Below are 25294 nucleotides of genomic sequence, written 5' to 3'. Positions count from 1 at the left end.
TGCAGGCCGTCGAGGTACGGGGCCTAGGATGAGCCGGTGCGCGCACGCCTCGTCGACCGGCTGGCGGAGCTGAGCCGGGGGGCCGGCGAGCCCGCGGTGATCGTCGACCGCGCGGACGTGACCGTCGTACGCAGCGGGGGCACCGTACTCAAGGCGCACGCCCCGCGGCTCGACCCCGCCGCCCTCGCCGTCCGGCTGCGGGTGGCCGCGCACCCGCTGCTCGCGGGCACCCTGCTGGCGCCGCTCGGCGGGCTGGCAGGACCCGTCGAGGGCCGGTACGTGAGCCGCTGGCCGTACGGGGCCGCGGTGGCGCCCGACGCCCCGGAGGCGGCGCCGTGGCGGGAGGCGGGGCACCTGATCGCCCGGCTGCACGCGGTACCGGCGGACCGGCTGCCGGGCCCCCTGCCGCCGATGTCGGGACCGGCGAACGCGGCCCGCGCCATAGCGGCGCTGCGCGCGACACTGACCACCCCCGCGCCCCGCGCACCCGCGGACTCCGGCCCGCCGCAGGACCGTACCCGCGCGACCGCGCCGGCACCGCCCGCACCGGACGGCACCCTCGCAACGGCCCCTGCCGCCACCGGCCCCTGCCCCGCCCACGCGCCGGACCGTACCGCCGCCGCGATCGTGCTCCGGGCCTGGGCGCGGCTGCCCGCCTGGGCCCGGGACGACGAGCCCCGCGCACAGCCCCGCTCGCTCCTCTGCCACGGCGACCTCCACCTCGGCCAACTCGTGCGCCATCCCGCCCCCGACGGCCCCTGGCACCTCATCGACGTCGACGACCTCGGCCTCGGCGAGCCCGCCTGGGACCTCGCCCGCCCCGCCGCCGGCTACGCCACCGGCCTCATCCCCGCCGCCGACTGGGCCGCCTTCCTCGCCGGCTACCGCGCCGCCCGCGGCCCCGCCGTCGCCCCCGGCGACGGCCTCTGGCCGCCCGAGGTCGACGTGCCGGCCCGCACCCTCACCGTCCAGCTCGCCGCCCGCGCCCTCGTGGACGCCGCGACGGGCGTACGGCCCCTGGACGACACCGACCACGACCTGCTCGCCGCCTGCGCGCGTATCGGCGCGATGGAGGACGGGACGGAGCCGGGCGGCGCATCGTAGGCTGTGCAGCCATGGCCGCCGTCCGTCATCCGTGGCGGCGGAAGAGTTCGAGGAGTTGAGGGCGACCATGCAGTGTCCCAAGTGCCGTGCGCCGATGCAGACGTACAACCGCAACGGCGTGCAGATCGAGCAGTGCAGCGGGTGCCGGGGGATCTTTCTCGACTACGGCGAGCTGGAGACCCTGACCCGGCTCGAGGCCCAGTGGGCACAGCAGGCCCCGCCGCCTCCGCCGCCGCCCGCCCAGGGCGGCTACCCGCAGCAGGCCCCGGGCTGGGGCGGTGGCCACCACGGCGGCGGCCACGGTCACTACGGCCACCGCAAGGGCGGCTTCTCCCGCATGCTGTTCTCGTCCTGACCCACGGTCGGACAGCGTCCGTACGGCCCCCGCCCGCGGGGGCCGTACGCGCGACCACACGGCGAAGGGCCGGAGCGTCGGCTCCGGCCCTTCTGCTGTGCGCGGTACTGGGATTGAACCAGTGACCTCTTCCGTGTCAGGGAAGCGCTCTCCCGCTGAGCTAACCGCGCGGGCTTTCTGCGGCTAGATACTTCCACGCGCCGACCGCCATCGCAAGTCCATGATCATCGCGTGGCCGTACGGCCCGTGCCACCCGCCGGCGGCGGGTGGCACGGGCCTGCGGTCACCGGCGAGGGGCCGGTGCCACGGGGACGCGGTCGCCCGCGGACCTGCCGTCGATCTCCCTTGCCGACGCCGCGGGATCGCCGGCGGGCCCTACGCGGTGTGCAGCCTCAGCCCGTAGCGGCCGAGGATCTCGTTGACCGGCTGGTACCAGGTCTCGCCGCCGCCGCTGCAGTTGCCCCAGCCGCCGGACGTGACGCCCTGCGCCTGGTCGCCGCTGATGAACGAGCCGCCCGAGTCGCCGGGTTCCGCGCAGACGCTCGTCTTGGTGAGCTGGCGCACGACGGCGCCGCCGCTGTAGTTGACCGTCTCGTTCTTGGCCAGCAGCGTGCCGCAGTGCCAGCGCGTGGTGGAGCCGGAGCGGCAGATGGAGGCGCCCACCGGGGCCTCCGCGGAACCGCGGACGAGCTGGTCGGGCACGGTGCCCCAGCCGAGGACCACGGGGACGGTCCACCAGCCGCTGCCGACGCTGACCCAGGCGTAGTCGTTGTCGGGGAAGGACGAGCCCTGGAAGTTGCCGATGTACGAGCGGTCCCAGCCGCTGACCGCCTGGCCCGCGCCGCCGCAGTGGCCCGCGGTGACGAAGCCGCCGTGCACCGAGAAGCCGATGGAGCAGCGGACGTTGCCCGTGTAGTACGGGTCCCCGCCGACGGTGCCGGCGGCGAAGGTGCTCGGCGCCCCGGCGACCGTCCCGACCTCGACGGGGCCGGCGGCGCGGGCCCGTTCGAGGAAGGTGCGGACCGCGGCGTCGCCGCGGTGGCCGGCGACGACGTCCACCCGGACGCTGTTGGCGCGCGCGTCCACGCGCCAACTGGCCACCCCCGCGGGGGCGGACAGCGCGTCCAGGCGCTTCATCGTCGCGTCCAGCCGCGCGGCGCTGTGCTCGACGACGCGCACGTCGGCGCCCGTCGCCCTTACCGCGTCCGCGCGCTGGGTGCCGGTGACGGCGACGGTGAGCCGGCCGCTGTCCGCGTCGAACCACGAGCCGCCGTAGGCGGCACCGGCCGCGCGCTCGGCCTTCTTCTCGGTCTCGCCCGCCCGGCGTTCGTCGGCCAGCCGCTCCCGGGCCTGGTCGGCCGTGAGGCCCAGGTCCCGCTGCAGCGCGCGGGCCAGACCCGGCGAGAGCTCCTGCGCGGAGTCCGCGCCGGCGGCGGGGGCGAGGGCGGCGGCGCCGCCCCAGGTGCTGAGGAGCAGGAGTGCGGACAGGCCGAGCCTTAATCCGAAGGTGCGTCTCACGATGGTGACCTTTCTGCTGTTCCCTCATGTCGAGTGGGGGTGGAACACAGATGGTTGAGAGCGCTCTCAATCGGCGCGCTGTCACCACAGCACGGGCCCGCATGTTTGTCCAGACCTTTCGCAGGCGCGAAAAGCGGCCGCCCGGCCCCGCGGGGGGGCCGGGCGACCGCTGTGCAACCGCCTTGCGGCGTACGCCTCTTCGGGCGCGCCGGCCGGACAGGGCCTAGAACTCCTCGACCGTGTGCGGCAGCAGCGGCGTGCGCAGCGCGGCGTCGAGCGCGTCGGTGGCGCCCGCGGTGTGCTCGGTCGCCAGGCCCGCGCGGACGGCGGCGGCGAGGGTGGTGCCGCCGAGGTAGGCGGCGGACAGGTCGCGGACGTCGACGGTGAGGTCCGGCGCCGCGTCGACGCTCTCGTACGCGGCCGGGGCGCCGGGCGCGACGGTGAGCCGGTACGTGCCCTCGTTGGCCGGCACCGCCGCGTCGGTCACCGCCAGCACGACGTCCGCCGCGGCGGCCCAGGAGCGGCGCCGCAGGGCCGTGCCGACGTCGAGCAGCCGCACCCACAGCGCGGGGAACGTGCTCGTGACCCGTACCTGGTCGCGGTCGGCGGCGAAGAGCAGCAGCGGGTCGTCGAGCGGGCGGCCCCAGGCGCGTACCGTGCCGGTCAGGTCCAGGGAGGTGAGATAGCGCCACAGGGCCGCGGCCACGGCAGGGGTGTCCGCCTCCAGCTCGTCCAGCCGCACCAGGCCCGAGGTCTCCGGGCGGTCGCTGTCGCCGTCCTTCGTGCGGTAGACGGCGTAGCCGGCGAGGGGCGCACCGAGGGCGACGACGCGCGGCCGGGAGAAGTCCTCGTCGTCCGGGTCCTGTTCGACCATCCACTCCTTGGCCCACCACTCCTCGCTGCGCTCGGGCCGGCCGGCGCGCCCGGAGCGGGTGCGGTCGTAGTACGGGCCGAGCAGCGCGGGCGCCGCGGCCGGGTCGACCAGCCGCAGGGGCCGCTCGTCGGGGGCGATCCGCAGCCGCAGCGCCTCCCGGGAGTCGATCTCGACGGTCGCGCCGTACGTGCCGGGGCCGAAGCCGAACCGCCCGTAGATGGCGGTCTCCGACGCCCACAGCGCCGCCATCGGCCAGCCCTCGGCCGGGCAGCGCGCAAACAGCTCGGCGATCATCCCGGAGAGCACTCCGCGGCGCCGGTGCGTCGGCGCGACGGAGACGAACGTCAGGCTGGGGCAGGGGAGTTCGGCACCGGGGACGGCCATGGTGAACGGCAGCGCGGCGACCATGCCGACCAGCGTCTCCGCGTCGTACGCGCCGATGCGCAGGCAGCCCGCAAGGAGTTCGTGATGGCGTTTGCGAAGTTCGTCCTCGGGCTTTTCGTGGAAGACCAGATAGGCCAGCTCCTGAGCCCGGTCAATGTCACTTTCGGGTATTTCACGGAACACAATGGCAGCACGGTCGTTCATATTCTGACACTATCTGTCATGACCGATGCCTGCACATCGCTTCGTGCCAGGTCCCGGACGGGTGCGCCGCGGCCGGGGGCCAACGACGAAGGCGACCCATGCGCGCGGCGGGCGCGGGCATGGGTCGCCTTCGGGTGGTGGACGATACTGGGATTGAACCAGTGACCTCTTCCGTGTCAGGGAAGCGCTCTCCCGCTGAGCTAATCGTCCGAGGTGGAGACGGGATTTGAACCCGTGTAGACGGCTTTGCAGGCCGTTGCCTCGCCTCTCGGCCACTCCACCAGCGGGGGCCCGTGAGACCCCCATCGAGCGGACGACGAGATTCGAACTCGCGACCCTCACCTTGGCAAGGTGATGCTCTACCAACTGAGCTACGTCCGCCGGTCGTGCTCCGAAGGCGCCGGTGAGGCGCTTCCGGTAGTCATGAACCTTAGCGGATTCCGGGGCCAGCTCAAATTCGGTTTCCCGCAGGCGCCCGGCCCGCCTCCCGGCCCGCCTCCTGGCCCGCGGACGCGCCCGTGCCAGGGCCGCACCCGTCCCGGGCCCGGTGTCCGCCGGCCGCCATAGACTCGCGGCGTGCCCCGCCTCGCCCCGCTCGCCCGCTTCGGCGGTCTCGTCGCCTCCGACCTGCGCGACGTGACCGACGACCCGGCCGCGCTCGACTCCGCGGGCTGGTGGGCCGTCGTCGCCGGGTACGAGGGCCGGACGGTGTGCGCCCGCTTCGGCGACGTACGCCCCGATCCGCACCCGCCCGCCGCCCGCGCGCACCGCTGGCGCGGCCCAGGCGCCGCGCGCTGGACGACCTCCCTCGACCGCGGCGGCTACGTGGCCGGGGTGCACCGCATAAGGGAGCGCATCGCCGCCGGCGACGTCTACCAGGTCAACCTGTGCCGCGTCCTCACCGCCCCGCTCCCGGGGCCGGACCCGGACGCCGCCGACATCGACGCCCTCGCCGCCGTCCTCGCCCGCGGCAACCCCGCTCCGTACGCCGGCGTCGTCCGGCTGCCCGCGCACGGCGTCGAGGTCGCCACCGCCTCGCCCGAGCTGTACCTGCGCCGGGCCGGCCGCGCCGTCGAGTCCGGCCCGATCAAGGGCACCGGCCGCACCGCCGCCGACCTCACCGCAAAGGACCGCGCCGAGAACGTCATGATCGTCGACCTCGTGCGCAACGACCTCGGCCGCGTCTGCACCACCGGCTCCGTCACCGTGCCCGCCCTCTGCGCCGTCGAGGAGCACCCCGGCCTCGTCCACCTCGTCTCCACCGTCCGCGGCGAGCTGGCCCCGGGCGCCGGCTGGGCGGAGCTGATCGGCGCGACCTTCCCGGCCGGATCCGTCACCGGCGCGCCGAAGAGCAGCGCGCTGCGGATCATCGACGAGCTGGAGACCGCCCCCCGCGGCCCGTACTGCGGCGGCGTCGGCTGGGTCGACGCCGACCGCGGCACCGGCGAACTGGCCGTCGGCATCCGCACGTTCTGGATCGACCGGGCCGCGTCCTGCGGCCCCGCGCTGCGCTTCGGCACCGGTGCGGGCATCACCTGGGGCTCCGACCCGGAGCGCGAGTGGCGGGAGACAGAATTGAAGGCATCCCGGCTGCTCGCGGTAGCGTCGGAAGCGGAAGTCACGAGTGAAGGGACCGTACGCCCATGAAGGTCTGGCTCGACGGCGGGCTGCGCGAGGTGGCCGACGCCCGGGTCTCCGTGTTCGACCACGGCATCACCGTGGGCGACGGCGTCTTCGAGACGTTGAAGGCCACCGGTGGCGCCGCCTTCGCCCTCACCCGGCACCTGGAGCGGCTGGCCCGCTCCGCCCGCGGCCTCGGCCTGCCCGAGCCCGACCTCGACGAGGTGCGCCGGGCCTGTGCCGAGGTGCTGGCCGCGGAGCCCGTGCCGCACGGCCGGCTGCGCATCACGTACACCGGCGGTGCCGCGCCGCTGTCCTCCCACCGCAGCGACCCGGACGACAGCCGTCCCACCCTGGTCGTCGCCCTGGCCGCCGCCGAGCCGCGGCCGGACGAGACGGACGCCGTCACCGTGCCCTGGACGCGCAACGAGCGCGGGGCCGTCGCGGGGCTGAAGACCACCTCGTACGCGGAGAACGTCGTCGCGCTCGCCCGCGCGCACGACGGCGGCGCGAGCGAAGCGCTCTTCGCCAACACCCGGGACCGGCTCTGCGAGGGCACCGGCTCCAACGTCTTCGTCGTCCTCGGCGGCGAGCTGCACACCCCGCCGCTCGCCTCCGGCTGCCTGGCCGGGATCACCCGGCAGTTGGTGCTGGAATGGACCGGCGCCCGGGAGACGGACCTGCCGTTCTCGGTGCTCGCCGAGGGCAGCGAGGTGGAGGAGGTCTTCCTGACGTCCTCGCTGCGCGACGTCCAGGCCGTACGGCACCTCGACGGCAGCGAACTGCCGGGTGCCCTCGGTCCGGTCACGGCGAAGGCCATGCAGGTGTTCGCGGAGCGGTCGGCGGGGGACGTCGACCCGTAGAGGCGGAGGGCACCGGCAGACTCCGCGCGTCCGAGGACGAAGGGGAAGCGATGACGACCCATCTGCGCCCGGCCGGAGCCGAGCGGCGTGAGCCGGGCGGCGGCCGTACGCGTGCGTTCGCCGTGTGCGTCAACGGCCGCCCGATCGGCGAGGTCGAGCTGGCCACCGACCCGCGCCTCGGCCCCGCCACCGGGCGCGTACGGACGCTTCGGATCCAGCGGTCCGAGCGTGGCCGCGGCCGGGGCACGGTGGCGGCGCTGGCGGCCGAGGAGGTGCTGCGCGGCTGGGGCTGCCGGGAGATCCTGCTCAGCCTGGACCCGCGCGCGGAGGTCGGCCTGCGGCTGGCCGCGGCGCTCGGCTACACCGAGACGGGCCGGACGATGGCCAAGGAGCTGGCCGCGGTGCCCGAGCTGCCGCCCGGCTCCGCGGTGCGGCCGATGGCGGCGGGCGAGTACCCGGGCTGGCGGACGGCGGAGGTGGAGGCGTACGCGCACCGCTGGCTGGACCAGGGGACGCCGCCCGACGAGGCGCGGAGCCGGGCCGGTGCCGCCCACGACGCGCTGCTGCCGGCGGGCGCCGCCACCCCGGACGTGGCGCTGCGCGTGCTGGAGCACGAGGGGGCGGGGGTGGGCACGATCTGGATCGCCCTGAAGCCGCAGATCGCCACCGGGGGGTACGTCTACGCCGTGACCGTCGCTCCCGAGCACCGGGGGAGGGGCCACGGCCGGACGCTGATGCTCGCCGCGGAGCGCGAGTGCCTGGCGGCGGGGCTGCCCACGCTGGGGCTGCACGTCTTCGCGTGGAACGAGGTGGCGCGGCGGCTGTACGAGTCCCTGGACTACGCGCCCACGGCGTACCACCTGCGCAAGCCGCTGATCTGAAGACGGCGGCGGCGGCCCGCGGCGCCCCGGCCGGGGGCACGGCCGCGGGACCGGGGCGCCGCCCGGCCCGCAGCCCCCGCCTCCGGCCCCTGCGCGAGGGCTCGCCGGCCCGGCCCCGCCTCAGCCCGCCGCGGCCAGCAGCCGGTCCGCGATCTCCTCGATCCGCTCGCGCAGTCCCTCCTGGCTCTTGCCGCCGTCCAGGCGCTCGTCCCCGATGACGTACGTCGGCGTCCCCGTCACGCCGATCGCCTTGCCCTCCGCGACGTCCGCGTCCACGATCAGGAAGTGCCGCCCGTCCACGAGGGCCGTCTCCACCTCCGCGGCGTTCAGGTCCAGCTCGCGCGCCGTCTCGACCAGCAGCGACTCGCCCTGCTTGCCGAACTTCTCCGCCCTGGCCAGCACGGCCTCGACGTACTCCCAGCCCTTCCCCTGCGCGAACGCCTCCTCGGCGGCCTGGGCGCCCGCCATCGCGTGCTGGTGCTTGTCCAGCGGGAAGTGGCGCAGCCGGATGTCGAGCCGGTCCCCGTAGCGCTCCCGCAGCGCGCGCAGGTCGGCGAGCGCCGTCCGGCAGTCCGGGCACTGCAGCTCGCACCACACGTCGAGGACGGGCGCACCGTTCACATCGTTCTCCATGGATGTCAGTCTTCCAGGCCCCGAGGGGCGGCGCCGTCTCGGTCCTGCGGACGACCCGGACCCGGAGATGTCCCCCATGCCGTGCCGCACCATGGCAATCGTGGCGCGTTCCGGTGCACGATGGATGCATGTTCACCACCACGGTCTGCGCCGCGCTCTCCGCGGCGGGGCTCGCGATCGCGCTGTTGACCGCATACCGGCGTAGGTTCCGGCGGGCGACGAAGATCGCTGCCCTGTCGCTGGTGCCGGTCGGCCTGGCCATGGCGGGGCTGGTCAAGCTCGGCGGCAAGGTAGGCAAGGCCACCGGGGACTGGGCCACGGATCTCGTCTTCAAGCCCTCGGTCTGGGGCGGCTTCGGCGTGCTCGCGGTCGCCGTCGTGCTGTGGGTCGCCCAGCGTTTCGCCGGCGAGCGCGCCAAGCGCAAGGCCGGCGGGGGCGCCGCGGCCGCCCCTGCGGCAGCGCCCGCGGCGTCGCAGCCCGCGCTGGGCGCCGGCCGGGCCGGCAAGTCGCGCGGCTCCGCGCCGGCGACGACGGGGCGGCGGGGCTCCGGCTCCGGCTCCGGCTCCGGGGACGAGGACTTCTCGGACATCGAGGCGATCCTGAAGAAGCACGGAATCTGACGCTACGGGCGCACCGAACTACCCTGCGCAGCCGCGAAGTCGATCTCTGTCGACAAGAACTGATCATGCGCGGCCGATCTTCGTGAACAGGCCGGGTTTTCCTGGCGTGTTGCCCACTTGGGCATGCGTGCCTGCGCAATTATCTGCGCGAGATGAACGACCACACGCCCGCACCGCGGCCTCCCGCCCCCGCCGAGCCCCGCGGCTGCCTCTTCGCCCTGTCCCAGCCGCCGTTGATGCTCTTCCTCACCGTCGTGGGCGTGCTGATCTTCGGCACCTCGGTCTACGACCTCATCGGCTGGTGAGCGCCGCCCCGCCGGCGGCCCCGGCCGCCGCCTTCCCGTCCCCGGTTCCGGCCATGTCCCCAGCCCCGTTCCCCGCGCCGTCCTTCGTCCCGTTCCCCGTCCCGTTCCCAGCCCCGTTCTCCGCCGCCGCCTCGCGCTGCCGGGCGCGGTACGCCGCCACGTGCAGCCGGTTGCCGCAGGTGCGGCTGGAGCAGTAGCGGCGGGAGCGGTTGCGCGAGTAGTCGACGAAGGCCCGGCCGCAGTCCGGCGCCTCGCAGCGGCGCAGCCGTTCGCGCTCGCCGGCGACGACGAGGAACGCCAGTGCCATCCCGCCGTCCGCGGCCAGGTGTTCGGCGACGGAGGCGCCGGGCGCGAAGTAGTGCACGTGCCACTCGTACCCGTCGTGGTCCGTGAGCTGCGGCGTGGTGCCGGCCGCGGCCACGATCGCGTTGAGCCGCTCCGCCGCCGCCCGGTCGTCCGGGGCGGCGAAGACGGCCGAGAGGTCCCTCCGTACGGCCCGGACCGCGTCCAGGTCGGAGCGGCAGAGGGCTTCCAGGCCGCTGATCTCGTGCTCGTCGACGAACCCCTGGAGCGCCCCCACGTCCACGAGCACGTCCGCTTCCTTGCCCCCGTCCCCGGCGTCGGTGTTCAGAAGCGCCACGACGATGTCGAGCGCGCACCGGGTGTCGTGATTGATCAGCACCGTTCCGCTCCCCTGGTCGGGCCGCGCGTTCCCCTGGTCGGTCTGACGCCGACTCTAGCCAAAACGTGACACCGCCGTCGCCCACGGTGGAACGACGGCGGTGCCGTGATGCGGTTGTCCGGTGGGGGGTCCGGCCGTCTCCCCGAGGCTGACGGCTACGGACGGTGAGGTCGTAGGGGCTCAGCTCTCCGCGAGGATGTGCGAGAGCTCGGTGTCGAGGTCGAAGTGGCGTGGCTCCGTCCCGGGCGGCACGGCGGCGTCCGTGCGCTTCAGGAAGGACTCCAGCGCCCTCGCGGGTGCTTCGAGCAGCGCCTCGCCCTCGGGCGAGCTGAGGGCGATGCAGACGACGCCCTGGCCGTGGCTTCTGGATGGCCAGACGCGGACGTCGCCGGTGCCGGTCGGGCGGTGGAGCCCTTCGGCGAGCAGATCGCGGGCGAACACCCATTCGACCGTCTCTTCTGCGCCCGTGTGGAAGGTGGCGTGCACGGCGTAAGGATCCGCGGTGTCGTACCGCAGACCTGCGGGGACAGGCAGGGAAGACTCGCTCGACACAACGAGGCGCAGGTGCAGCTCGCAGCTGACCGTGTGGTTCATAAGCGCCAGGGCCTTTCGCTCAGTGTGCGCTCGGGGATTCGCACGTCGGCGAAGTCGACATGCCACCTACCGGGGCGTTGTAAACCCCTCTGACTGTTTTGCGATGTTTTTCGTAGTTCGTACGGCCTAGTGAGGGTTCTCGGAGCAGGGCCGTTCCGGTGAACTCTCCGGCACGCATAGTTTGGGCTCTCTGGATGCGGAGAGTAACGAGAATCGGGCGCAGTGTGACGGAGGCGCGCGGAGGGTGCGTCGGCGATGGCCGGTAAGGGGCATACGGGGATGCTCACGCCGGGTAACGCCGCCGCCGTCGTCACCGCGCGGCTGCGTCGCGCGGACGGGGCCCTCTGCGGCCCCGCCGCGGCAACCGGTTTGAACGGCGACCCCGCCGCCCTGTATGGTTCTGACCGCGCCACCAAGGCGCTCCGGGGCGATTAGCTCAGGGGGAGAGCGCTTCGTTCACACCGAAGAGGTCACTGGTTCGATCCCAGTATCGCCCACCAAGACGAAGGCGATCTGCGTCCGCAAGAAGCACGGACGCAGATCGCCTTCGTCGTTACTGCGCACCCCCGCTTCCCGGCAACGGGGTACGCCACAACGTCAATCGAGTCAGGCCACCGTCGCCAGACCGGTCGCGCGCAACGGCCAGGCCGGGTCGCAGCGTTCGTCCGAGCCCGTGCGCGCGAACCACGCCGTCAGGCCGCGCGCCTGCGCGCCGTGCCAGGCCGTCTGCCGAGTGTGCAGCTCCGGCGCGGTCAACTCGCCCAGCCGGTCCGCGTAACGCTGTCCGATGGCCCGTACGAGGCGCAGCGCCGCCGTCGCGTCCGCGCCGGCCTCGTGGGCGCCGGCCAGCTCCACGCCGTAGTGCTCGCACAGCGCCGTGAGCGTGCGGCTGCCCTTGCGGTAGCGGTCGAGGTGCCGGTCCAGCACCAGCGGGTCCAGCACGCACAGCGGCGCGCCGCCGAGGTACTTCGGCAGCGAGGAGGCGCGGTGCCGGCGTAACTCGCGGTCCAGCAGCGTCAGATCGAACGGTGCGTTCATCACCACCAGCGGTACGTGGCTCGCGCACTGCGCCGCCAGCGCCTTGCCGACCTCCTCCATCACCGGCGCCGGCCAGCGGCCCAGACGCTGCAGATGCGCCCGCGTCAGCCCGTGCACCGCCGTGGCCGCGGCCGGGATCTCCACGTCGGGAGAGACGAGCCACGACGTACAGCGGGGCGGCGAGGTGATGTGGGGCTGGACGACGACGGCTGCGGAGAGTATCCGGTCGCGTTCCACGTCCACGCCGGTCGTCTCGGTGTCGAAGGCGGCCAGTGGCCCCTCGTACCAGAGCGTCATCAGCCCAACTCCCTGGAGTTTTACGGTCGGTGGGGTGGTTCCCACCCGACCGGGTGATACCCCCAACACCCCTCGTTCGAACAATGGTTGTTTGGCGGAGAGCCCGTGCGGTGACAACAGAGAGTGAGGGCCGGGCGCGCCTCGGCCGCCCGTGGCGGGGCCGGCCCCCGTCAGCTACCCACAGCGCGTGGAAGGCAGTTGGGCCATGGCCCTCACCCGGCCGGAACCGCGCGGCCCGTTCCCCGAGCGGACCGCACCGCGGCGCGGTGCTCTCGCCGCGACGGCGTGCACGGAGACGCTGCAGACCGCCTGTCTGCACGCGGTCGTTGCCGCTGCCCGCTGCACCCCGGTGCAGCCCTTCCCCGGCAGCGGCATCGACCGGCACGTCCCGGTACGGGCCGCGCGCCGCCCGGCCGGCCACGCACTGATCCGTGTCTTCGCCGGCCGCGCGCGCCACGCGCTCACCGCGAGGGCCGGCAGGGGAGGGAGACCCTGATGTACCGGCAGCCTCCGGAGCCCGACCCCGCCCATACGGACCCCGCCGTGCTCGGCGCCCTCCTCGCCCGCCATGGCTGGCGCCGGCACGGCGGTTCCACCGGCAGGTACGCGCGCTTCACCCCGCCCGGCGACGCACCGGGCGGCGCCGGCGTCCTCGTACCGGCCGACCGCGCCTTCCCCGACTGCACCGACCTGCTCGCCGAAGCGCTCACCGCGCTGGCCCGCAGCCCCGAGCCGTCCGCCCCGCTCGTGCTCACCGCAGTGGCCGTGCCCAGCGACGAGGTGAGCTGGGAGTACGGGGCCGAGCGGCGCGCCGGGCCCGCCCGGTGGGCCGACGCCGAGCGGCTCTCCGCCGCCGCCCGCGCCATGCTGCTGGCCGGCGCGCTCGCCGCCCGCCGCCCCGCGGGCTTCCACGGTGCCCGGCTGCGCCCGCACGCCGCGCGGGACGTCGAGCAGACCCTGCTCGGCCCCGGCGCCCACGCCGCCCGGCTCACCGCGTTCGTACCCGCGCCGGAGAGCCGCGCGGTCACCACCATGCTGCTCCGCGCCCTGCGCGGCACCCGCGACGCGGTGGACCGGCACCACACCACCGGGGCGATGGACGCCTTCGACCACGCCGTCGAACTCGGCGTGTGCCACGAGCTGGCCGAGGCCCTGACCGCCCTCGTACGCGGCACGGACGGCGTGCGCATCACCCTGGCCTGGGCGCCCGCGTACCCGCCGCCGCAGGGCTTCGCCCCCGTCCCCGAGCCGGTGGAGTTCACCCCCGGCGACATCCCGGCCCTGCAGCGGGCCGCCGTGCGCTACCGGCACCGGGAGCCCTCCCTCCCGGTCCGGCTCACCGCAGCCGTCACCCGGCTCAGCCGGACGGCAGCCACCGGCCCCGGCCGGGTGCGGCTGCGGGTACTCGCGGGCGCGGACGTCACCGAGGTGCGCACGTCGCTCGACGAGGAGGCGTACCGGGTCGCCGGCCAGGCGCACCTGGCCGGCGTCCCGGTGCGGCTCAGCGGCATGCTGGAGAGCCGCGGCGGCTTCCGGCGGCTGACCGGGGCGTCGGGGGTGCGGCCCGTACCGGTGGCGGACGCCGAGGGGAACCGGCTGCCGAAGGCCCACGAGCACCTGGACTTCCTCGACGAGGCGTACGGCGACGGCTGAGAGCACCGGTCCGCGCACGCGACGCCCGATTTCGCCGTGCGCCCCCCCGGCTCGGTACGATTCACGCCGTGCCGCCGCCGCGTGCGGCACCCCGTTCCCCGTGAAGGAGACCCCGTGTCCGACGTCCGTGTGATCATCAGCCGCGATGCCGCCGAGCGGGAAGAGCGCGTGGTCACGACGGGCACGACGGCCGGCGACCTCTTCCCCGGCGAGCGCACCGTGATCGCCGCCCGCGTCGCCGGCGCGCTGAAGGACCTCGCGTACGAGGTCGCCGACGGCGACGAGGTCGAGCCGGTGGAGATCGACAGCCCCGACGGGCTGGACATCCTGCGGCACTCCACGGCCCACGTCATGGCCCAGGCCGTGCAGGAGCTGTTCCCCGAGGCCAAGCTCGGCATCGGCCCGCCCGTCAAGGACGGCTTCTACTACGACTTCGACGTCCCCGAGCCCTTCCACCCCGACGACCTCAAGCGCGTCGAGAAGAAGATGCAGGAGATCGTCAAGCGCGGCCAGCGCTTCTCCCGCCGCGTCACCACCGACGCCGACGCCCGAGAGGAGCTGGCCGCCGAGCCGTACAAGCTGGAGCTGATCGGCCTCAAGGGCAACGCCGCAGACGCCGCGGAGGGCGCGTCCGCGGAGGTCGGCGCCGGCGAGCTGACGATCTACGACAACCTCGACGCCAAGACCGGCGAGCTGTGCTGGAAGGACCTCTGCCGCGGCCCCCACCTGCCGACGACGCGGCTCATCCCCGCCTTCAAGCTGATGCGCTCCGCCGCCGCGTACTGGCGCGGCAGTGAGAAGAACCCGCAGCTCCAGCGGATCTACGGCACGGCCTGGCCGTCGCGGGACGAGCTGAAGGCGCATCTGGAGTTCCTGGCCGAGGCCGAGAAGCGCGACCACCGCAAGCTCGGCACCGAGCTGGACCTCTTCTCCATCCCCGAGGACATCGGCTCCGGCCTGGCGGTCTTCCACCCCAAGGGCGGCGTCGTGCGCCGCGTGATGGAGGACTACTCGCGCCGGCGGCACGAGGAGTCGGGCTACGAGTTCGTCTACACCCCGCACGCGACGAAGGGGAAGCTCTTCGAGAAGTCGGGCCACCTGGACTGGTACGCCGACGGCATGTACCCGCCCATGCAGCTCGACGAGGGCCAGGACTACTACCTCAAGCCCATGAACTGCCCGATGCACAACCTGATCTTCGACGCCCGCGGCCGCTCGTACCGCGAGCTGCCGCTGCGCCTCTTCGAGTTCGGGACCGTCTACCGGTACGAGAAGTCCGGCGTCGTGCACGGCCTCACCCGGGCCCGGGGCTTCACCCAGGACGACGCGCACATCTACTGCACCAAGGAGCAGATGGCCGGCGAGCTGGACTCGCTGCTGACCTTCGTGCTGAACCTGCTGCGCGACTACGGCCTGGAGGACTTCTACCTGGAGCTGTCCACCAAGGACCCGGAGAAGTCCATCGGCTCCGACGAGGTCTGGGCGGAGGCCACCGAGATCCTGCGCCGGGCCGCGGAGAAGCAGGGCCTGCAACTGGTCATGGACCCGGGCGGGGCGGCGTTCTACGGGCCGAAGATCTCGGTGCAGGCCAAGGACGCCATCGGCAGGACGTGGCAGATGTCCACGATCCAGGTGGACTTCAACCTCCCCGAACGCTTCGACCTGGAGTACACCGCGGCGGACGGCTCGCGGCAGCGGCCGGTGATGATCCACCGCGCCCTCTTCGGCTCCATCGAGCGGTTCTTCGCCGTCCTGCTGGAGCACTACGCGGGCGCCTTCCCGGCGTGGCTGGCGCCGGTACAGGTCGTCGGCATCCCGATCGGCGACGACCACGTGCCGTACCTCCAGGAGGTCGCGGCGAAGATGCGGGCCCGCGGGCTGCGGGTCGAGGTCGACTCCTCCTCCGACCGGATGCAGAAGAAGATCCGCAACGCCCAGAAGGCCAAGGTCCCGTACATGCTGATCGCGGGCGACGACGACATGGCCAAGGGCGCCGTCTCCTTCCGCTACCGCAGCGGCGAGCAGAACAACGGCGTGCCGATCGACGACGCGATCGACGAGGTGGCCCGCGCGGTCGCGGAGCGCGCCGGGTCGTGATCCGGCGCGGCCGGGGCGCCGGGCCGGGCCCGGCGCCCGGTCGGCGGGGCCGTACGCCATATGCTGCTGAGCATGACCAGTGAGCCGGAGCAGCAGCTCGGGGTCGGCACCCCGGATCAGTTCCAGCGGCTGTGGACGCCGCACCGCATGGCGTACATCCAGGGGGAGAACAAGCCCACCGGCACCGCCGCCGGCGACGGTTGCCCGTTCTGCGCGATCCCGGAGAAGTCCGACGAGGACGGGCTGATCCTCGCCCGCGGCGCACAGGTCTACGCGGTGCTGAACCTGTACCCGTACAACGGCGGGCACCTGATGGTCGTCCCGTACCGGCACGTCGCGGACTACACCGAGCTGACCGACGAGGAGACCGCGGAGCTGGCTGTCTTCACCAAGCGCGCGATGACCGCCCTGCGCACCGCGTCCGGGGCCCAGGGGTTCAACCTCGGCATGAACCAGGGCCCGGTCGCGGGCGCGGGCATCGCCGCGCACCTGCACCAGCACGTGGTGCCGCGGTGGGGCGGGGACACGAACTTCATGCCGGTCGTCAGCCACACGAAGGTGCTGCCCCAACTCCTGGCGGACACCCGCGCGATGCTCGCCGCCGCCTGGCCCGCGGACTAGCCGGTCCCTCCGCCTGGCGGTGCCTTCCGACCGGGGTGAGTTTTCCGGGGTTACGTGCACACTGGGCCGAAAGCGGGGGGTTCGGCCCCCGTTTGCGCGGCGGTGTGCAGGGGGGCACAGATGTCGGGTGACGAGACGGTCGTCTATGCGGAGAGATCGTGGAACCCGCTGGCGGCGAAGGTGCGGCTGACGACCGGCGGGTTGTCTCCGGGGCGGGATCCGCAGGTGCGGACCCGCGACTTGAACCTGCTGGCCATGGCCGAGGCGTATCTGCGGGGGCAGTGGGTCGGCGGCGGCGGGGCGGAGCGCGAGCTTTCGCGGATCGGGCAGGGGCGCGGCCCCGTGCCGGTGATCCGCGTGACCGGCTCCGCCCAGGTGATCTGGGTGCGGCGGGCGGCGGAGTTCGCCCGGGCGCTCGGCGAGCTGGCGGTGCCGCTGAGCGGCGGGCCCGCGGAGGTGGCCGCGGCCGGGCGGCGGGCCGAGGAGGAGGGCGTGCCGCTGTGGATGGCGCGGCGCTCCGCCGCGGGACCGCGGAGCGGCACGGTGACGGTGGCCGTCGACCGGCGGCTGGTGCGCGCGGACGTCTGGGCCGACGGGGTGCCCGGGACGCCCGCGGTGCGGCTGCGCGGGAAGGCCGGTCTGACGCTGGAGCAGATGCGGGTGCGGAAGCCGCCGCTGACGGTCACCGTGGCGGGCCGGCCGGCCGGGCTCACCATCGTCGACTCCTCGTTACGGGGGCTGTTCGCCGTGCTCCGTTCGGCGGGGGAGCGGTGGGAGCTGGAGGGCCGGGACGTGGAGTCGTCCCGGCTGCTGCGGGACGGGCGGCCGGTGGCGCTGCTGACGCGGCGCCGGGAGTGGAGGGTGCGGTACGCGCGGGTGGTGCCGCTGATGGACGTGCGGTACGAGTCGGACGACCCGATGGACGCCGTGGTGGCCCACTTCTTCGGCGTCGTGTGCGGTGCGGGCGACCAGAACGCGCTGATCCGCTTCGGCACGGTGCACCGGGTGTTCGACCCGTACGGGAACGCCGGGGCGGACGACACGGGGGGCGTGGGATGGGCCATGTGGGACGCACCGTGGACCACCGGCCTCGGTTACGAGCCCGCCGGCAGCGGCTCCGGCGGTGCGGACGGTGGTGGCGGCTTCGACGGCGGTGGCGGCGGCTCCGACGGCGGCGGTGGGGGCGGTGGCGGGGGAGGCGGTGACGGCTGAGCCCGGCGCGGCCCTCGGGACCGGACAGCCGGGCCCGCCCGCTCCGCCCTATGCGGGGTCCGCCGCCTTGGCCAGTGCCTGCGCCAGGTCCGCCCACAGGTCGTCCGGGTGCTCGATGCCCACCGAGACCCGGACCGTGCCCTCGCCGATGTCCATCGCCGCCAGCGCCGCCGCGTCGAGCTGCCGGTGCGATGTGCTCGCCGGGTGCATGACGAGCGTCTTGACGTCGCCGAGCGACGGGCTCAGCAGCGCCAGCCGCAGCGACTCGACGCACCTGCGCCCCGCGTCCCGGCCGCCCGCCAGGTCGAACGCCAGCACCCCGCCGCCCGCGGCCAGCAGCCGGGCGGCCGTCGCGCGGTCCGGGTGGTCCGGCAGCCCCGGGTGGCGGACCCGGGCGACCGCCGGGTGGGAGGCGAGCCGTTCGGCCAGCGTCAGCGCCGTCGCGGACTGCCGCTCGACGCGTAGCGCCAGGGTCGCCATGCCCCGCAGCGTCAGCCACGCCGCGAACGGGTCGGCCACCGCGCCCTGTTCGACGGCGTGCGTCCAGACCCGGCGGCGCAGCTCCGCGTCGCGGAAGACGGCGACGCCGCCCAGGACATCGGCGTGGCCGCCGAGGTACTTGGTCGCCGAGTGCACGACGACGGCGGCGCCGTGCTCGACCGGGCGGCAGAGCAGCGGGGTGGCGAACGTGTTGTCGACGACGCCGGCGACCCCGGCCTCCGCGGCGGCGGCCAGGAGCGCGGGCAGGTCGGTGACGGCGGTGGTGGGGTTGGCGATGGTCTCCAGGTAGAGGACCCGGGTGCGGGGCGTGCACGCGGCCCGTACCTCGTCGGCGTCCCGGCCGGAGACGTACGTGACCGACACCCCCCAGCGCTTCGCCAGATCGGTCAGCGTCGCGTACGTGCCGCCGTACAGGGAGCGCTGCGCGATGACGTGGTCGCCCGCGGAGAGCAGGCTGAGCAGCACGGCGTTGATCGCGCCCATGCCGGACGCGAACGCCAGCCCGCCCGCACCCCCTTCGAGGTCGCTGACGGCCTCCTCCAGCGCGCGGACGGTCGGGTTGCCGAAGCGGCTGTAGAGGTACGCGCCGTCCGGGTCGTGGAACGCGGCGGCCATCGCGTCGGCGGAGTCGAACGAGAAGACGTGCCCCTGGTGGATCGGCACGGTCACGGGGCGGCTGCCCTCGGGGACCGGCACGGGCGGGTGGGCGGTACGGGTCGAGGGGTGCAGGTCGGCGCTCATGGCGAAAGTCTCCGCGGCGAATGGGTTGCCGGAACAGGGCCAATTCCGGGAGATTGGTCCGCCATGGACACCGACGACGTGCGGGCCTCCGACCTGGTGGCCGCCCTGGGCCGCTGGTCGGCCGGGCGCGGCCCGCTGTACGTGCTGCTCGCCGCCCGGCTCCGGCGGCTGGTCGACGAGGGCCGGCTGCGCCCGGGCGCCGCGCTGCCGCCGGAGCGGGCGCTCGCGGCGGCGCTGGCCGTGGGGCGCACGACGGTCGTCGCGGCGTACGGCGTGCTGCGGCAGGAGGGCCGCGTCATACGGCGGCAGGGGAGCGGCACCCGCGTCGCCGAGGCGGCGCTCGTGCCGGGGCGCACGGCGGAGACAGCTAACCCGCTCTTCCTCAACCTGCTGGAGCCGGCCGACGGCGTGATCCTGCTGAGCTGCGCCGCCCCCGACGGCCCGCCGCCCGAACTGGCCCGCGCCTACCGCGACCTGGCCCTGCCCGCGACCGGCCTCGGCTACCACCCCGCCGGGCTGCCCGCCCTGCGCGCCGCCGTCGCCGCCCGCTACGCCGCCCGCGGCATCCCCACCGACCCGGCGCAGATCCTCGTCACCACCGGCGGCCAGCAGGCGCTGGCGCTGCTGACCCGGTTGTTCATCGCCCCCGGCGACCCGGTGCTGGTCGAGGCGCCCGCGTACCCCGGCGCGCTGGACCTGTTCCGGGAGGCGGGCGCCGTGCTGCGGCCCGTGGCGGTGGGGCCGTACGGGATCGACGTGGACGCCGCCGTGCGGACGCTGGCGGAGCACAGGCCGGCGCTCGCGTACGTCGGTTCGGTGCACCAGAACCCGACCGCCGCCGTGCTGCCCCCGCTGCGCGGGCGGCGGCTCGCGGAGGCGGCGGGCCACTTCGGCGTACCGCTGGTGGACGACGAGGTGGTGGCGGACCTCGCGTTCGAGGGCGCCGCGCCGCCGGCGCTCGCCGCGTGCGCGGACGGCGCCGAGGTCATCAGCGTCGGGTCGCTGAGCAAGGTGGTCTGGGGCGGCCTGCGCATCGGCTGGGTGCGCGCGCCCGCAGGCGTCGTCACCCGGCTCGCCCGGCTGAAGGCCGTCCACGACCTCGGCACCGACGTGCCGGCGCAGCTCGTCGCCGTCTCCCTGCTGGCCGCGTACGAACCCCTGCTCGCCCGCCGCCGCGCCGAACTGCGCGCGGCCCACGACCACTTGCGCGCCGAGCTGGCGCGGCTGCTGCCCTCCTGGGACTGCCCGCCGGTCCCCGGCGGGCAGACGGTGTGGCTGCGGCTGCCGTACGGGGACGGGGTGTCCTTCGCGCAGGTCGCGCTCCGGCACGGGGTCGCCGTCCTGCCCGGCGCCTGCGTGGACGCCGCCGGGGGCAGCGGCCCGTATCTGCGGCTGCACTTCTGCTTCCCGCGGGACGTGCTCACCGAGGCCGTCGAGCGGCTGGCCGCGGCCTGGACGGCGTACGACGGGAGCTCCCGCCCGGCGACGCCCGCGGCCCTCGGCGGCGTGACGGTGTGACCGGGGCGGAACCCCCGCCCGCGTGTGCCGTGCGCGCCGTCAGGCGTCGTACACGTCCGCCCGCTGCGGCTCCGCGCCCTGCACCATCCCGCTGAGCGCCATCGACCGGCCGGCGAAGTTCGTCGTGTCCACGTTGTTCTCCTCCAGCACCCGCAGCGCGGCCTGGTGGACCACCCGCAGCACCGGCGTCGCCGTGCGCAGCGCGTCGTCCGCCATGAAGCGGTGCCGCCACGGCTTGTCCGCCCACACGTGCCGCAGCCCGAAGGGCTCGGGGAGCTTCAGCTTGCCGCCGAGGTAGTCGAGCAGCGGCGGATACCAGGTGAACGGCGCCCGCGCGGCCAGTCGCACCACCTCGCGGGTGCGGACCAGCGGCAGCGGCTTCTCCTTGGTCTCCCAGAACTTCATGCCGCTCACGGTCTTCGTCTCGCGGCTGGGCTTGCTGGTGAACAGCGGGTGCACCGGGCCCAGCGCGTGCCCCGTGACCTCGATGCGCAGCGTCTGGTGCAGCACGGTCACCGAGACCAGCAGCGTGATGACCAACTGGCCGTCCCAGAGCGTGAACTGCACGCCCAGATAGTGCCGGTTGCCCGCGCCGAACTGCTGCTCGTTGCAGATCCGCTGGACCTCGAAGTCCCGTACGGAATAGCCGTCGACGATCGCGCCGCCGGGCCGGGCGACCTCGCCCGCGCCCTCGCCTATCGGCGCGACGATCCAGTGCTTTATCGCGGGTGCGGGGAAGCCGCCGGTGTGCAGCGGGGTGCGCTCCAGCATGCGCAACTGGTCGTGCACCGCCTTGACGACGTCCCAACTGCGGAAGGGGTTGATCTCGCCGCCGGACTCCTTCGGCTTGAGGTCCTCCGCCAGGTGCCAGGCGCCCCAGCGGGTGCCCATGCCGAGTATCCCCTTGGGGCCCGCGTAGAAGACGACGTTGCTGTGCTGCTCCGCCGACAGCTTCGCCAGGCCCAGCCGCAGCCGCTCCGCGCTGGCCTCGCCGGGGTTGCTCGGCACCGCCTCGGGGATCTTGGCGCCGAGGCCGCCGCCGGACAGCAGCGCCGTCCAGTGCTCGCGCAGGCCCTTGGCGTACTTCTCGCAGATCCGGTTCGCCCAGAACCAGCCTATGATCGGCGCGACCAGCAGGCCGCGCAGATAGATGTAGAGCAGGCCGTCGAGCGGCATCGTGATGAAGAGGTAGATGGCGGCGACGCCGATGAGGCCCAGCAGCACGTACCCCACCGCGCCGACGCGCTTGTCCGACGCGCCTGCCAGGGTGCGGCGGAGCTGGAAGACGCCGAGCCAGAGCAGCACCCCGGGCAGGAACAGCAGCCCGAAGACGCCCATCACCACGGTCAGCCTGGTGTCGCGCTCCTTGCGATAGCGGTTGGCCGCCAGGCAGTGCTCCAGCACCGCCTGCGGCTCCGTGCCGAACGACTGGATGAGCGGCTTGCGGCCGTCGGCGAGCATGCGCACCGTGACGGCGCGCGCGAACGCCTCGCCCAGGTTCGGCTCGAAGAGCGAGAGCCGGCCCTTCTTGAAGTCCGACTTGCTCCAGTCGTTGTTGGCGTCGAGGAGTTTGGTGACGGCGCTGTCGCGGTACGCCGTGGAGGCGAGCGCGTGCGTCGCCGCCGTCTGACCCTGGGCGCCCGAGAGCGGCACCTGTGCGCGCGGGGCGAAGTCGAACTCCAGCCCCTCAGAACCTGCCACTGCCGCCCCCAACGCCGCGCGTCCGCCCCGGTGGTGGGGCCGGGCCCGCGGGCAAGCGGGCCCGACCACCAATGTGCCCCAGCCTAGCCGCGGTCAACCGTCGCGGGCCTGCCGATCACGGATCTTCGCCGCCAACTGCTGCGGCATCGGCTCGTGTCTGGCGTACGAGCGGTCGAACCGGCCGGTGCCGTGCGACAGGGAGCGCAGATCCACCGCGTACCTGCCGATCTCGAACTCCGGCACCTCCGCGCGCACCAGCGTCCGGCCGCCGCCCGCCTGCTCGGTGCCGACCACCCGGCCGCGCCGCCCGGACAGGTCGCTCATCACCGGGCCCACGTACTCGTCGGCGACCAGTACGCCGATCTCGGCGACCGGCTCCAGCAGATGGATCTGCACCTGCGCCGCGGCCTCCCGCAGCGCCAGCGCGCCCGCCGTCTGGAACGCGGCGTCGGACGAGTCCACCGAGTGCGCCTTGCCGTCGACGAGCGTGATCCGCACGTCGACCAGCGGATAGCCGGTGGCCACGCCCTTGACCGCCTGGCCGCGTACGCCCTTCTCCACCGACGGGATGAACTGCCGCGGCACCGCGCCGCCCACCACCTTGTCCACGAACTCGATGCCCGAGCCCTCCGGCAGCGGCTCGACCTCGATCTCGCAGATGGCGTACTGCCCGTGGCCGCCGGACTGCTTGACGTGCCGCCCGCGCGCCGCCGACCGGCCGGAGAACGTCTCGCGCAGCGACACCTTGTGGTCCACCGAGTCGACCTGCACGCCGTACCGCGTGCGCAGCCGCTCCAGCGCCACGTCGCGGTGCGCCTCGCCCAGGCACCAGAGCACCAGCTGCCGGGTCGAGGCGTTCTGTTCCAGCCGCATCGTCGGATCCTCGGCGCACAGCCGCGCCAGGCCCTGCGACAGCTTGTCCTCGTCCTGCTTGGTGTGCGCCTCGATGGCCACCGGCAGCAGCGGGTCGGGCATCACCCACGGCGCCATCAGCAGCGGCTCTTCCTTGGCCGACACCGTGTCGCCGGTCTCCGCGCCGTTCAGCTTGCCGACGCAGGCGATGTCGCCGGCGATCGCCGCGTCCAGCGGGCGCTGGAGCTTGCCGAACGGGGCGGTCAGCGAGCCGATCCGCTCGTCGGTGTCGTGGTCCTCGTGGCCACGGTCCTCCATGCCGTGCCCCGAGACGTGCACCGTCTGGTCGGGGCGCAGCGTGCCGGAGAAGACGCGCAGCAGTGACAGCCTGCCGATGTACGGGTCCGAGGACGTCCTGACCACCTCGGCGGCCAGCGGCCCGGCGGGGTCGCAGGCCAGCCCCGCGCGCTCCTCGCCGCGCACGGTGGTCACGTCGGGGATCCGGCGCTCCGGCGGGGTGGGGAAGCCGCCGGTGATCAGCTCAAGCAACTCGACCGTGCCGAGACCCTGCGTGCCGCCGTCTGCGGCGGGCGCGGCGGCCAGCACCGGGTGGAACACCCCGCGCGCGACGGCCTTCTCCAGGTCCTGCACGAGCGTCTTGACCTCGACGTCCTCGCCGCCGAGGTAGCGCTCCATGAGGGACTCGTCCTCGCTCTCGGAGATGATGCCCTCGATGAGCCGGTTGCGCGCCTCCTCGATCAGCGGCAGCTCCTCCTCGCGAGGCGGTCTCTCCTCGCGGGCGCCGGAGGTGTAGTCGAAGACGCGCTGCGTGAGCAGGCCGATCAGCCCGTGGACGGGCGCATGGCCGTCCGCCGCCTGCTCGCCGAGCAGCGGCAGGTACAGCGGCAGCACGGCGTCGGGGTCGTCGCCGCCGAACGCCTCCCTGCAGGTCTCCGTCATCTGGTCGAAGTCGGCTCTGGCGGCGTCCAGATGCGTGACGACGATCGCCCGCGGCATCCCGACCGCCGCGCACTCGTCCCACAGCATCCGGGTCGCTCCGTCCACGCCGTCCGCGGCCGAGACGACGAAGAGGGCCGCGTCCGCGGCGCGCAGACCGGCCCGTAGCTCCCCGACGAAGTCCGCGTAGCCGGGGGTGTCCAACAGATTGATCTTGATGCCGTCCCATTCCACCGGGACCAGCGAGAGCTGCACCGAGCGTTGCTGGCGCTGTTCGATCTCGTCGTAGTCGGATACGCAGCCGCCGTCCTCGACCCGGCCGGCCCGGGTGAGCGCCTTCGTGGTCAGCGCCAGCGCCTCCACCAGCGTCGTCTTACCGGATCCGCTATGGCCGACCAGCGCCACGTTCCGAATGTCGGAGGGCCGGGCGGCCGCCGCTGCCCTGCCGGCGGCTCCGGGGTGTGCGTTTGCCTTGTCACCCATGTGTCTCGCCTCCGTCTGACACGTGCGGTGCATTCGAGCTTTGCACCGCGGTCAGACCCCGTCCATAGCACGGACGGCTTCGGAAACGGCGACCGGCCGGACGTGCGTACGGCCCGGCCGGTCAGGGGCGTACGGCCCGCGCGGCCCCGCCGGGGCGCTGGCTACGATGGCTGCGCTACGTTGAGCGACTTCCACCGACGAGCCCCCCCGGCCAGCCGCGGGGGCCCGCCGACCGGCGACCCTGGGACGGCCATGCTGAACAAGTACGCGCGTGCGATCTTCACGCGTGTCTTCGCACCGATCGCCGCGATGCTGCTGCGTCGTGGCGTGAGCCCCGACACCGTCACCTTCGTGGGCACCCTCGGGGTGATGGCGGGCGCCTTGGCCTTCTACCCGCGCGGGGAGTTCTTCTGGGGCACGGTGATCATCACCCTCTTCGTCTTCTCCGACCTGATCGACGGCACCATGGCCCGCCAGTCCGGCCGCTCCAGCCGCTGGGGCGCGTTCCTGGACTCGACGCTCGACCGGGCCGCGGACTCCGCCGTCTTCGGCGGCATCGCGCTCTGGTACGCGGGCGACGGCGACGACCTCGTGATGTGCGCGGTGGCGATCTTCTGCCTCGCCGGCGGCCAGGTCGTCTCGTACACGAAGGCCCGCGGCGAGAGCATCGGGCTGCCGGTGAAGGTCAACGGCCTGATGGAGCGCGCCGACCGGCTGGTGATCACCCTGGTGCTCGCCGGCTTCGCGGGCATGGAGCGCACCTTCGGCATCCCGCACATCGACCTCCTGCTGCCCATCGCACTGTGGGCGGTCGCCGCGGGCAGCGCCGTCACGCTCTTCCAGCGGATGGTGACCGTGCACCGGGAGGCGGCGGAGAAGGACGCCGCCGACCCGCTGCCGCCGCCCGCGCCGCGCGGCGGCCCGCGCCCCGAGTCCGAGTCCGAGTCCGAGTCCGCGCCGGCGGACCAGGAGAGCGCGTGAGGGAG

The 25294-nt window shown here is 74.1% G+C and carries 22 protein-coding genes, 5 tRNA genes and 1 pseudogene; 15 read left to right on the top strand and 13 right to left on the bottom strand.

The genetic code is table 11. The features are described from left to right. Positions 1-36: 36 nt before the first annotated feature. Together OG946_RS04690 and OG946_RS04685 are read left to right on the top strand one after the other, a co-directional pair. Entirely contained in the window at positions 37-1104 is a 1068-nt protein-coding gene (locus tag OG946_RS04690) for a hypothetical protein (RefSeq protein ID WP_326794888.1), read from the top strand. Between the two features lie 67 nt (positions 1105-1171). Further along, positions 1172-1459, top strand: coding sequence for a TFIIB-type zinc ribbon-containing protein (locus OG946_RS04685; protein WP_047014752.1), 288 nt, complete (start codon positions 1172-1174; stop codon positions 1457-1459). A 98-nt stretch (positions 1460-1557) separates the two neighbouring features. On the opposite strand, the gene OG946_RS04680 is transcribed toward OG946_RS04685, so the two are convergent. The 6 genes from OG946_RS04680 to OG946_RS04655 all read right to left on the bottom strand — a co-directional run bounded on the left by OG946_RS04680 (position 1558) and on the right by OG946_RS04655 (position 4820). Then, positions 1558-1629 (bottom strand) — tRNA-Val (locus OG946_RS04680). Between the two features lie 205 nt (positions 1630-1834). After that, positions 1835-2977, bottom strand: coding sequence for a S1 family peptidase (locus OG946_RS04675; protein ID WP_326794887.1), 1143 nt, complete (start codon positions 2975-2977; stop codon positions 1835-1837). 223 nt (positions 2978-3200) lie between these two features. Next, positions 3201-4418 carry a GNAT family N-acetyltransferase gene (locus tag OG946_RS04670; protein WP_326800145.1) on the bottom strand — a complete coding sequence of 406 codons (1218 nt, stop codon included), beginning with the start codon at positions 4416-4418 and terminating at the stop codon, positions 3201-3203. A gap of 156 nt (positions 4419-4574) precedes the next feature. Then, a tRNA-Val gene (locus tag OG946_RS04665) sits at positions 4575-4649 on the bottom strand. A gap of 1 nt (position 4650) precedes the next feature. Then, positions 4651-4721 (bottom strand) — tRNA-Cys (locus OG946_RS04660). A gap of 26 nt (positions 4722-4747) precedes the next feature. Further along, positions 4748-4820, bottom strand: a tRNA-Gly gene (locus tag OG946_RS04655). Between the two features lie 195 nt (positions 4821-5015). Here OG946_RS04655 and OG946_RS04650 point away from each other — a divergent pair. The 3 genes from OG946_RS04650 to OG946_RS04640 are packed head-to-tail and all read left to right on the top strand — an operon-like array spanning position 5016 to position 7803. Next, complete coding sequence (locus tag OG946_RS04650; protein WP_326794886.1) at positions 5016-6086, top strand: chorismate-binding protein; 1071 nt, start codon at positions 5016-5018, stop codon at positions 6084-6086. Beyond that, positions 6083-6922 (top strand): aminotransferase class IV, encoded by an 840-nt coding sequence (locus tag OG946_RS04645; RefSeq protein WP_326794885.1) that lies wholly within the window; start codon positions 6083-6085, stop codon positions 6920-6922. The genes OG946_RS04650 and OG946_RS04645 overlap by 4 nt, the downstream gene beginning before the upstream one ends. A gap of 50 nt (positions 6923-6972) precedes the next feature. After that, a complete protein-coding gene (locus OG946_RS04640) occupies positions 6973-7803 on the top strand; it encodes a GNAT family N-acetyltransferase (RefSeq protein WP_326794884.1) in 831 nt (276 codons plus the stop codon). Between the two features lie 120 nt (positions 7804-7923). Here the strand turns inward: OG946_RS04640 and OG946_RS04635 are convergent, their stop codons facing one another. Next, entirely contained in the window at positions 7924-8436 is a 513-nt protein-coding gene (locus OG946_RS04635; RefSeq protein WP_326794883.1) for a DsbA family protein, read from the bottom strand. 128 nt (positions 8437-8564) lie between these two features. Between OG946_RS04635 and OG946_RS04630 the strand changes: the two genes are divergently transcribed. Together OG946_RS04630 and OG946_RS04625 are read left to right on the top strand one after the other, a co-directional pair. Further along, positions 8565-9056: a hypothetical protein gene (locus tag OG946_RS04630; RefSeq protein WP_326794882.1), complete on the top strand. Its 492-nt coding sequence runs from the start codon at positions 8565-8567 to the stop codon at positions 9054-9056. 152 nt (positions 9057-9208) lie between these two features. Further along, on the top strand, positions 9209-9361 hold the full coding sequence (locus OG946_RS04625) for a hypothetical protein (RefSeq protein ID WP_199850565.1): 153 nt from the start codon (positions 9209-9211) through the stop codon (positions 9359-9361). 124 nt (positions 9362-9485) lie between these two features. Here OG946_RS04625 and OG946_RS04620 read toward each other — a convergent pair. Then, positions 9486-10043: pseudogene (locus tag OG946_RS04620) on the bottom strand (CGNR zinc finger domain-containing protein); the annotation flags it as partial. Positions 10044-10223: 180 nt separating this feature from the next. After that, the gene (locus OG946_RS04615; protein WP_018836768.1) at positions 10224-10637 is read right to left on the bottom strand and encodes an SsgA family sporulation/cell division regulator; all 414 of its coding nucleotides are present in this window, start codon (positions 10635-10637) and stop codon (positions 10224-10226) included. Positions 10638-11062: 425 nt separating this feature from the next. Here OG946_RS04615 and OG946_RS04610 point away from each other — a divergent pair. Further along, positions 11063-11137 (top strand) — tRNA-Val (locus OG946_RS04610). Positions 11138-11243: 106 nt separating this feature from the next. Here OG946_RS04610 and OG946_RS04605 read toward each other — a convergent pair. Further along, entirely contained in the window at positions 11244-11972 is a 729-nt protein-coding gene (locus OG946_RS04605; RefSeq protein ID WP_326794881.1) for a 3'-5' exonuclease, read from the bottom strand. A 187-nt stretch (positions 11973-12159) separates the two neighbouring features. On the opposite strand from OG946_RS04605, the gene OG946_RS36025 reads away from it, so the two are divergent. From OG946_RS36025 to OG946_RS04580, 5 genes are all read left to right on the top strand, one after another. Further along, entirely contained in the window at positions 12160-12468 is a 309-nt protein-coding gene (locus OG946_RS36025; protein WP_442814262.1) for a hypothetical protein, read from the top strand. Next, on the top strand, positions 12468-13625 hold the full coding sequence (locus OG946_RS04595; protein ID WP_326794880.1) for a hypothetical protein: 1158 nt from the start codon (positions 12468-12470) through the stop codon (positions 13623-13625). Before OG946_RS36025 ends, OG946_RS04595 begins: the two co-directional genes overlap by 1 nt. A gap of 114 nt (positions 13626-13739) precedes the next feature. Continuing rightward, the gene (gene thrS / locus OG946_RS04590; RefSeq protein WP_326794879.1) at positions 13740-15722 is read left to right on the top strand and encodes a threonine--tRNA ligase; all 1983 of its coding nucleotides are present in this window, start codon (positions 13740-13742) and stop codon (positions 15720-15722) included. Positions 15723-15782: 60 nt separating this feature from the next. Further along, entirely contained in the window at positions 15783-16343 is a 561-nt protein-coding gene (locus OG946_RS04585) for an HIT family protein (RefSeq protein WP_326794878.1), read from the top strand. Between the two features lie 120 nt (positions 16344-16463). Next, a complete protein-coding gene (locus OG946_RS04580) occupies positions 16464-17555 on the top strand; it encodes a hypothetical protein (RefSeq protein ID WP_326794877.1) in 1092 nt (363 codons plus the stop codon). A 48-nt stretch (positions 17556-17603) separates the two neighbouring features. On the opposite strand, the gene OG946_RS04575 is transcribed toward OG946_RS04580, so the two are convergent. Then, positions 17604-18797, bottom strand: a complete 1194-nt coding sequence (locus OG946_RS04575) for a trans-sulfuration enzyme family protein (RefSeq protein WP_326794876.1) — start codon at positions 18795-18797, stop codon at positions 17604-17606. A gap of 63 nt (positions 18798-18860) precedes the next feature. On the opposite strand from OG946_RS04575, the gene yczR reads away from it, so the two are divergent. Continuing rightward, the gene (yczR, locus tag OG946_RS04570) at positions 18861-20315 is read left to right on the top strand and encodes an aminotransferase-like domain-containing protein (RefSeq protein ID WP_326794875.1); all 1455 of its coding nucleotides are present in this window, start codon (positions 18861-18863) and stop codon (positions 20313-20315) included. A 39-nt stretch (positions 20316-20354) separates the two neighbouring features. Here yczR and OG946_RS04565 read toward each other — a convergent pair whose 3' ends face one another. Both OG946_RS04565 and OG946_RS04560 read right to left on the bottom strand, forming a co-directional pair. After that, on the bottom strand, positions 20355-21968 hold the full coding sequence (locus OG946_RS04565) for a hypothetical protein (RefSeq protein ID WP_326800144.1): 1614 nt from the start codon (positions 21966-21968) through the stop codon (positions 20355-20357). A 141-nt stretch (positions 21969-22109) separates the two neighbouring features. Next, the gene (locus OG946_RS04560) at positions 22110-24308 is read right to left on the bottom strand and encodes an elongation factor G-like protein EF-G2 (protein WP_326794874.1); all 2199 of its coding nucleotides are present in this window, start codon (positions 24306-24308) and stop codon (positions 22110-22112) included. Positions 24309-24560: 252 nt separating this feature from the next. Between OG946_RS04560 and pgsA the strand changes: the two genes are divergently transcribed. Further along, the gene (pgsA, locus tag OG946_RS04555) at positions 24561-25289 is read left to right on the top strand and encodes a phosphatidylinositol phosphate synthase (protein WP_326794873.1); all 729 of its coding nucleotides are present in this window, start codon (positions 24561-24563) and stop codon (positions 25287-25289) included. Positions 25290-25294: the final 5 nt, after the last annotated feature.

Origin of the sequence: Streptomyces sp. NBC_01808, from assembly GCF_035917395.1 — a bacterium.
Lineage (GTDB): Bacteria > Actinomycetota > Actinomycetes > Streptomycetales > Streptomycetaceae > Streptomyces.
The sequence above is the reverse complement of the archived record's forward strand: the minus strand, read 5'-3'. Positions and strand labels throughout refer to the sequence as shown.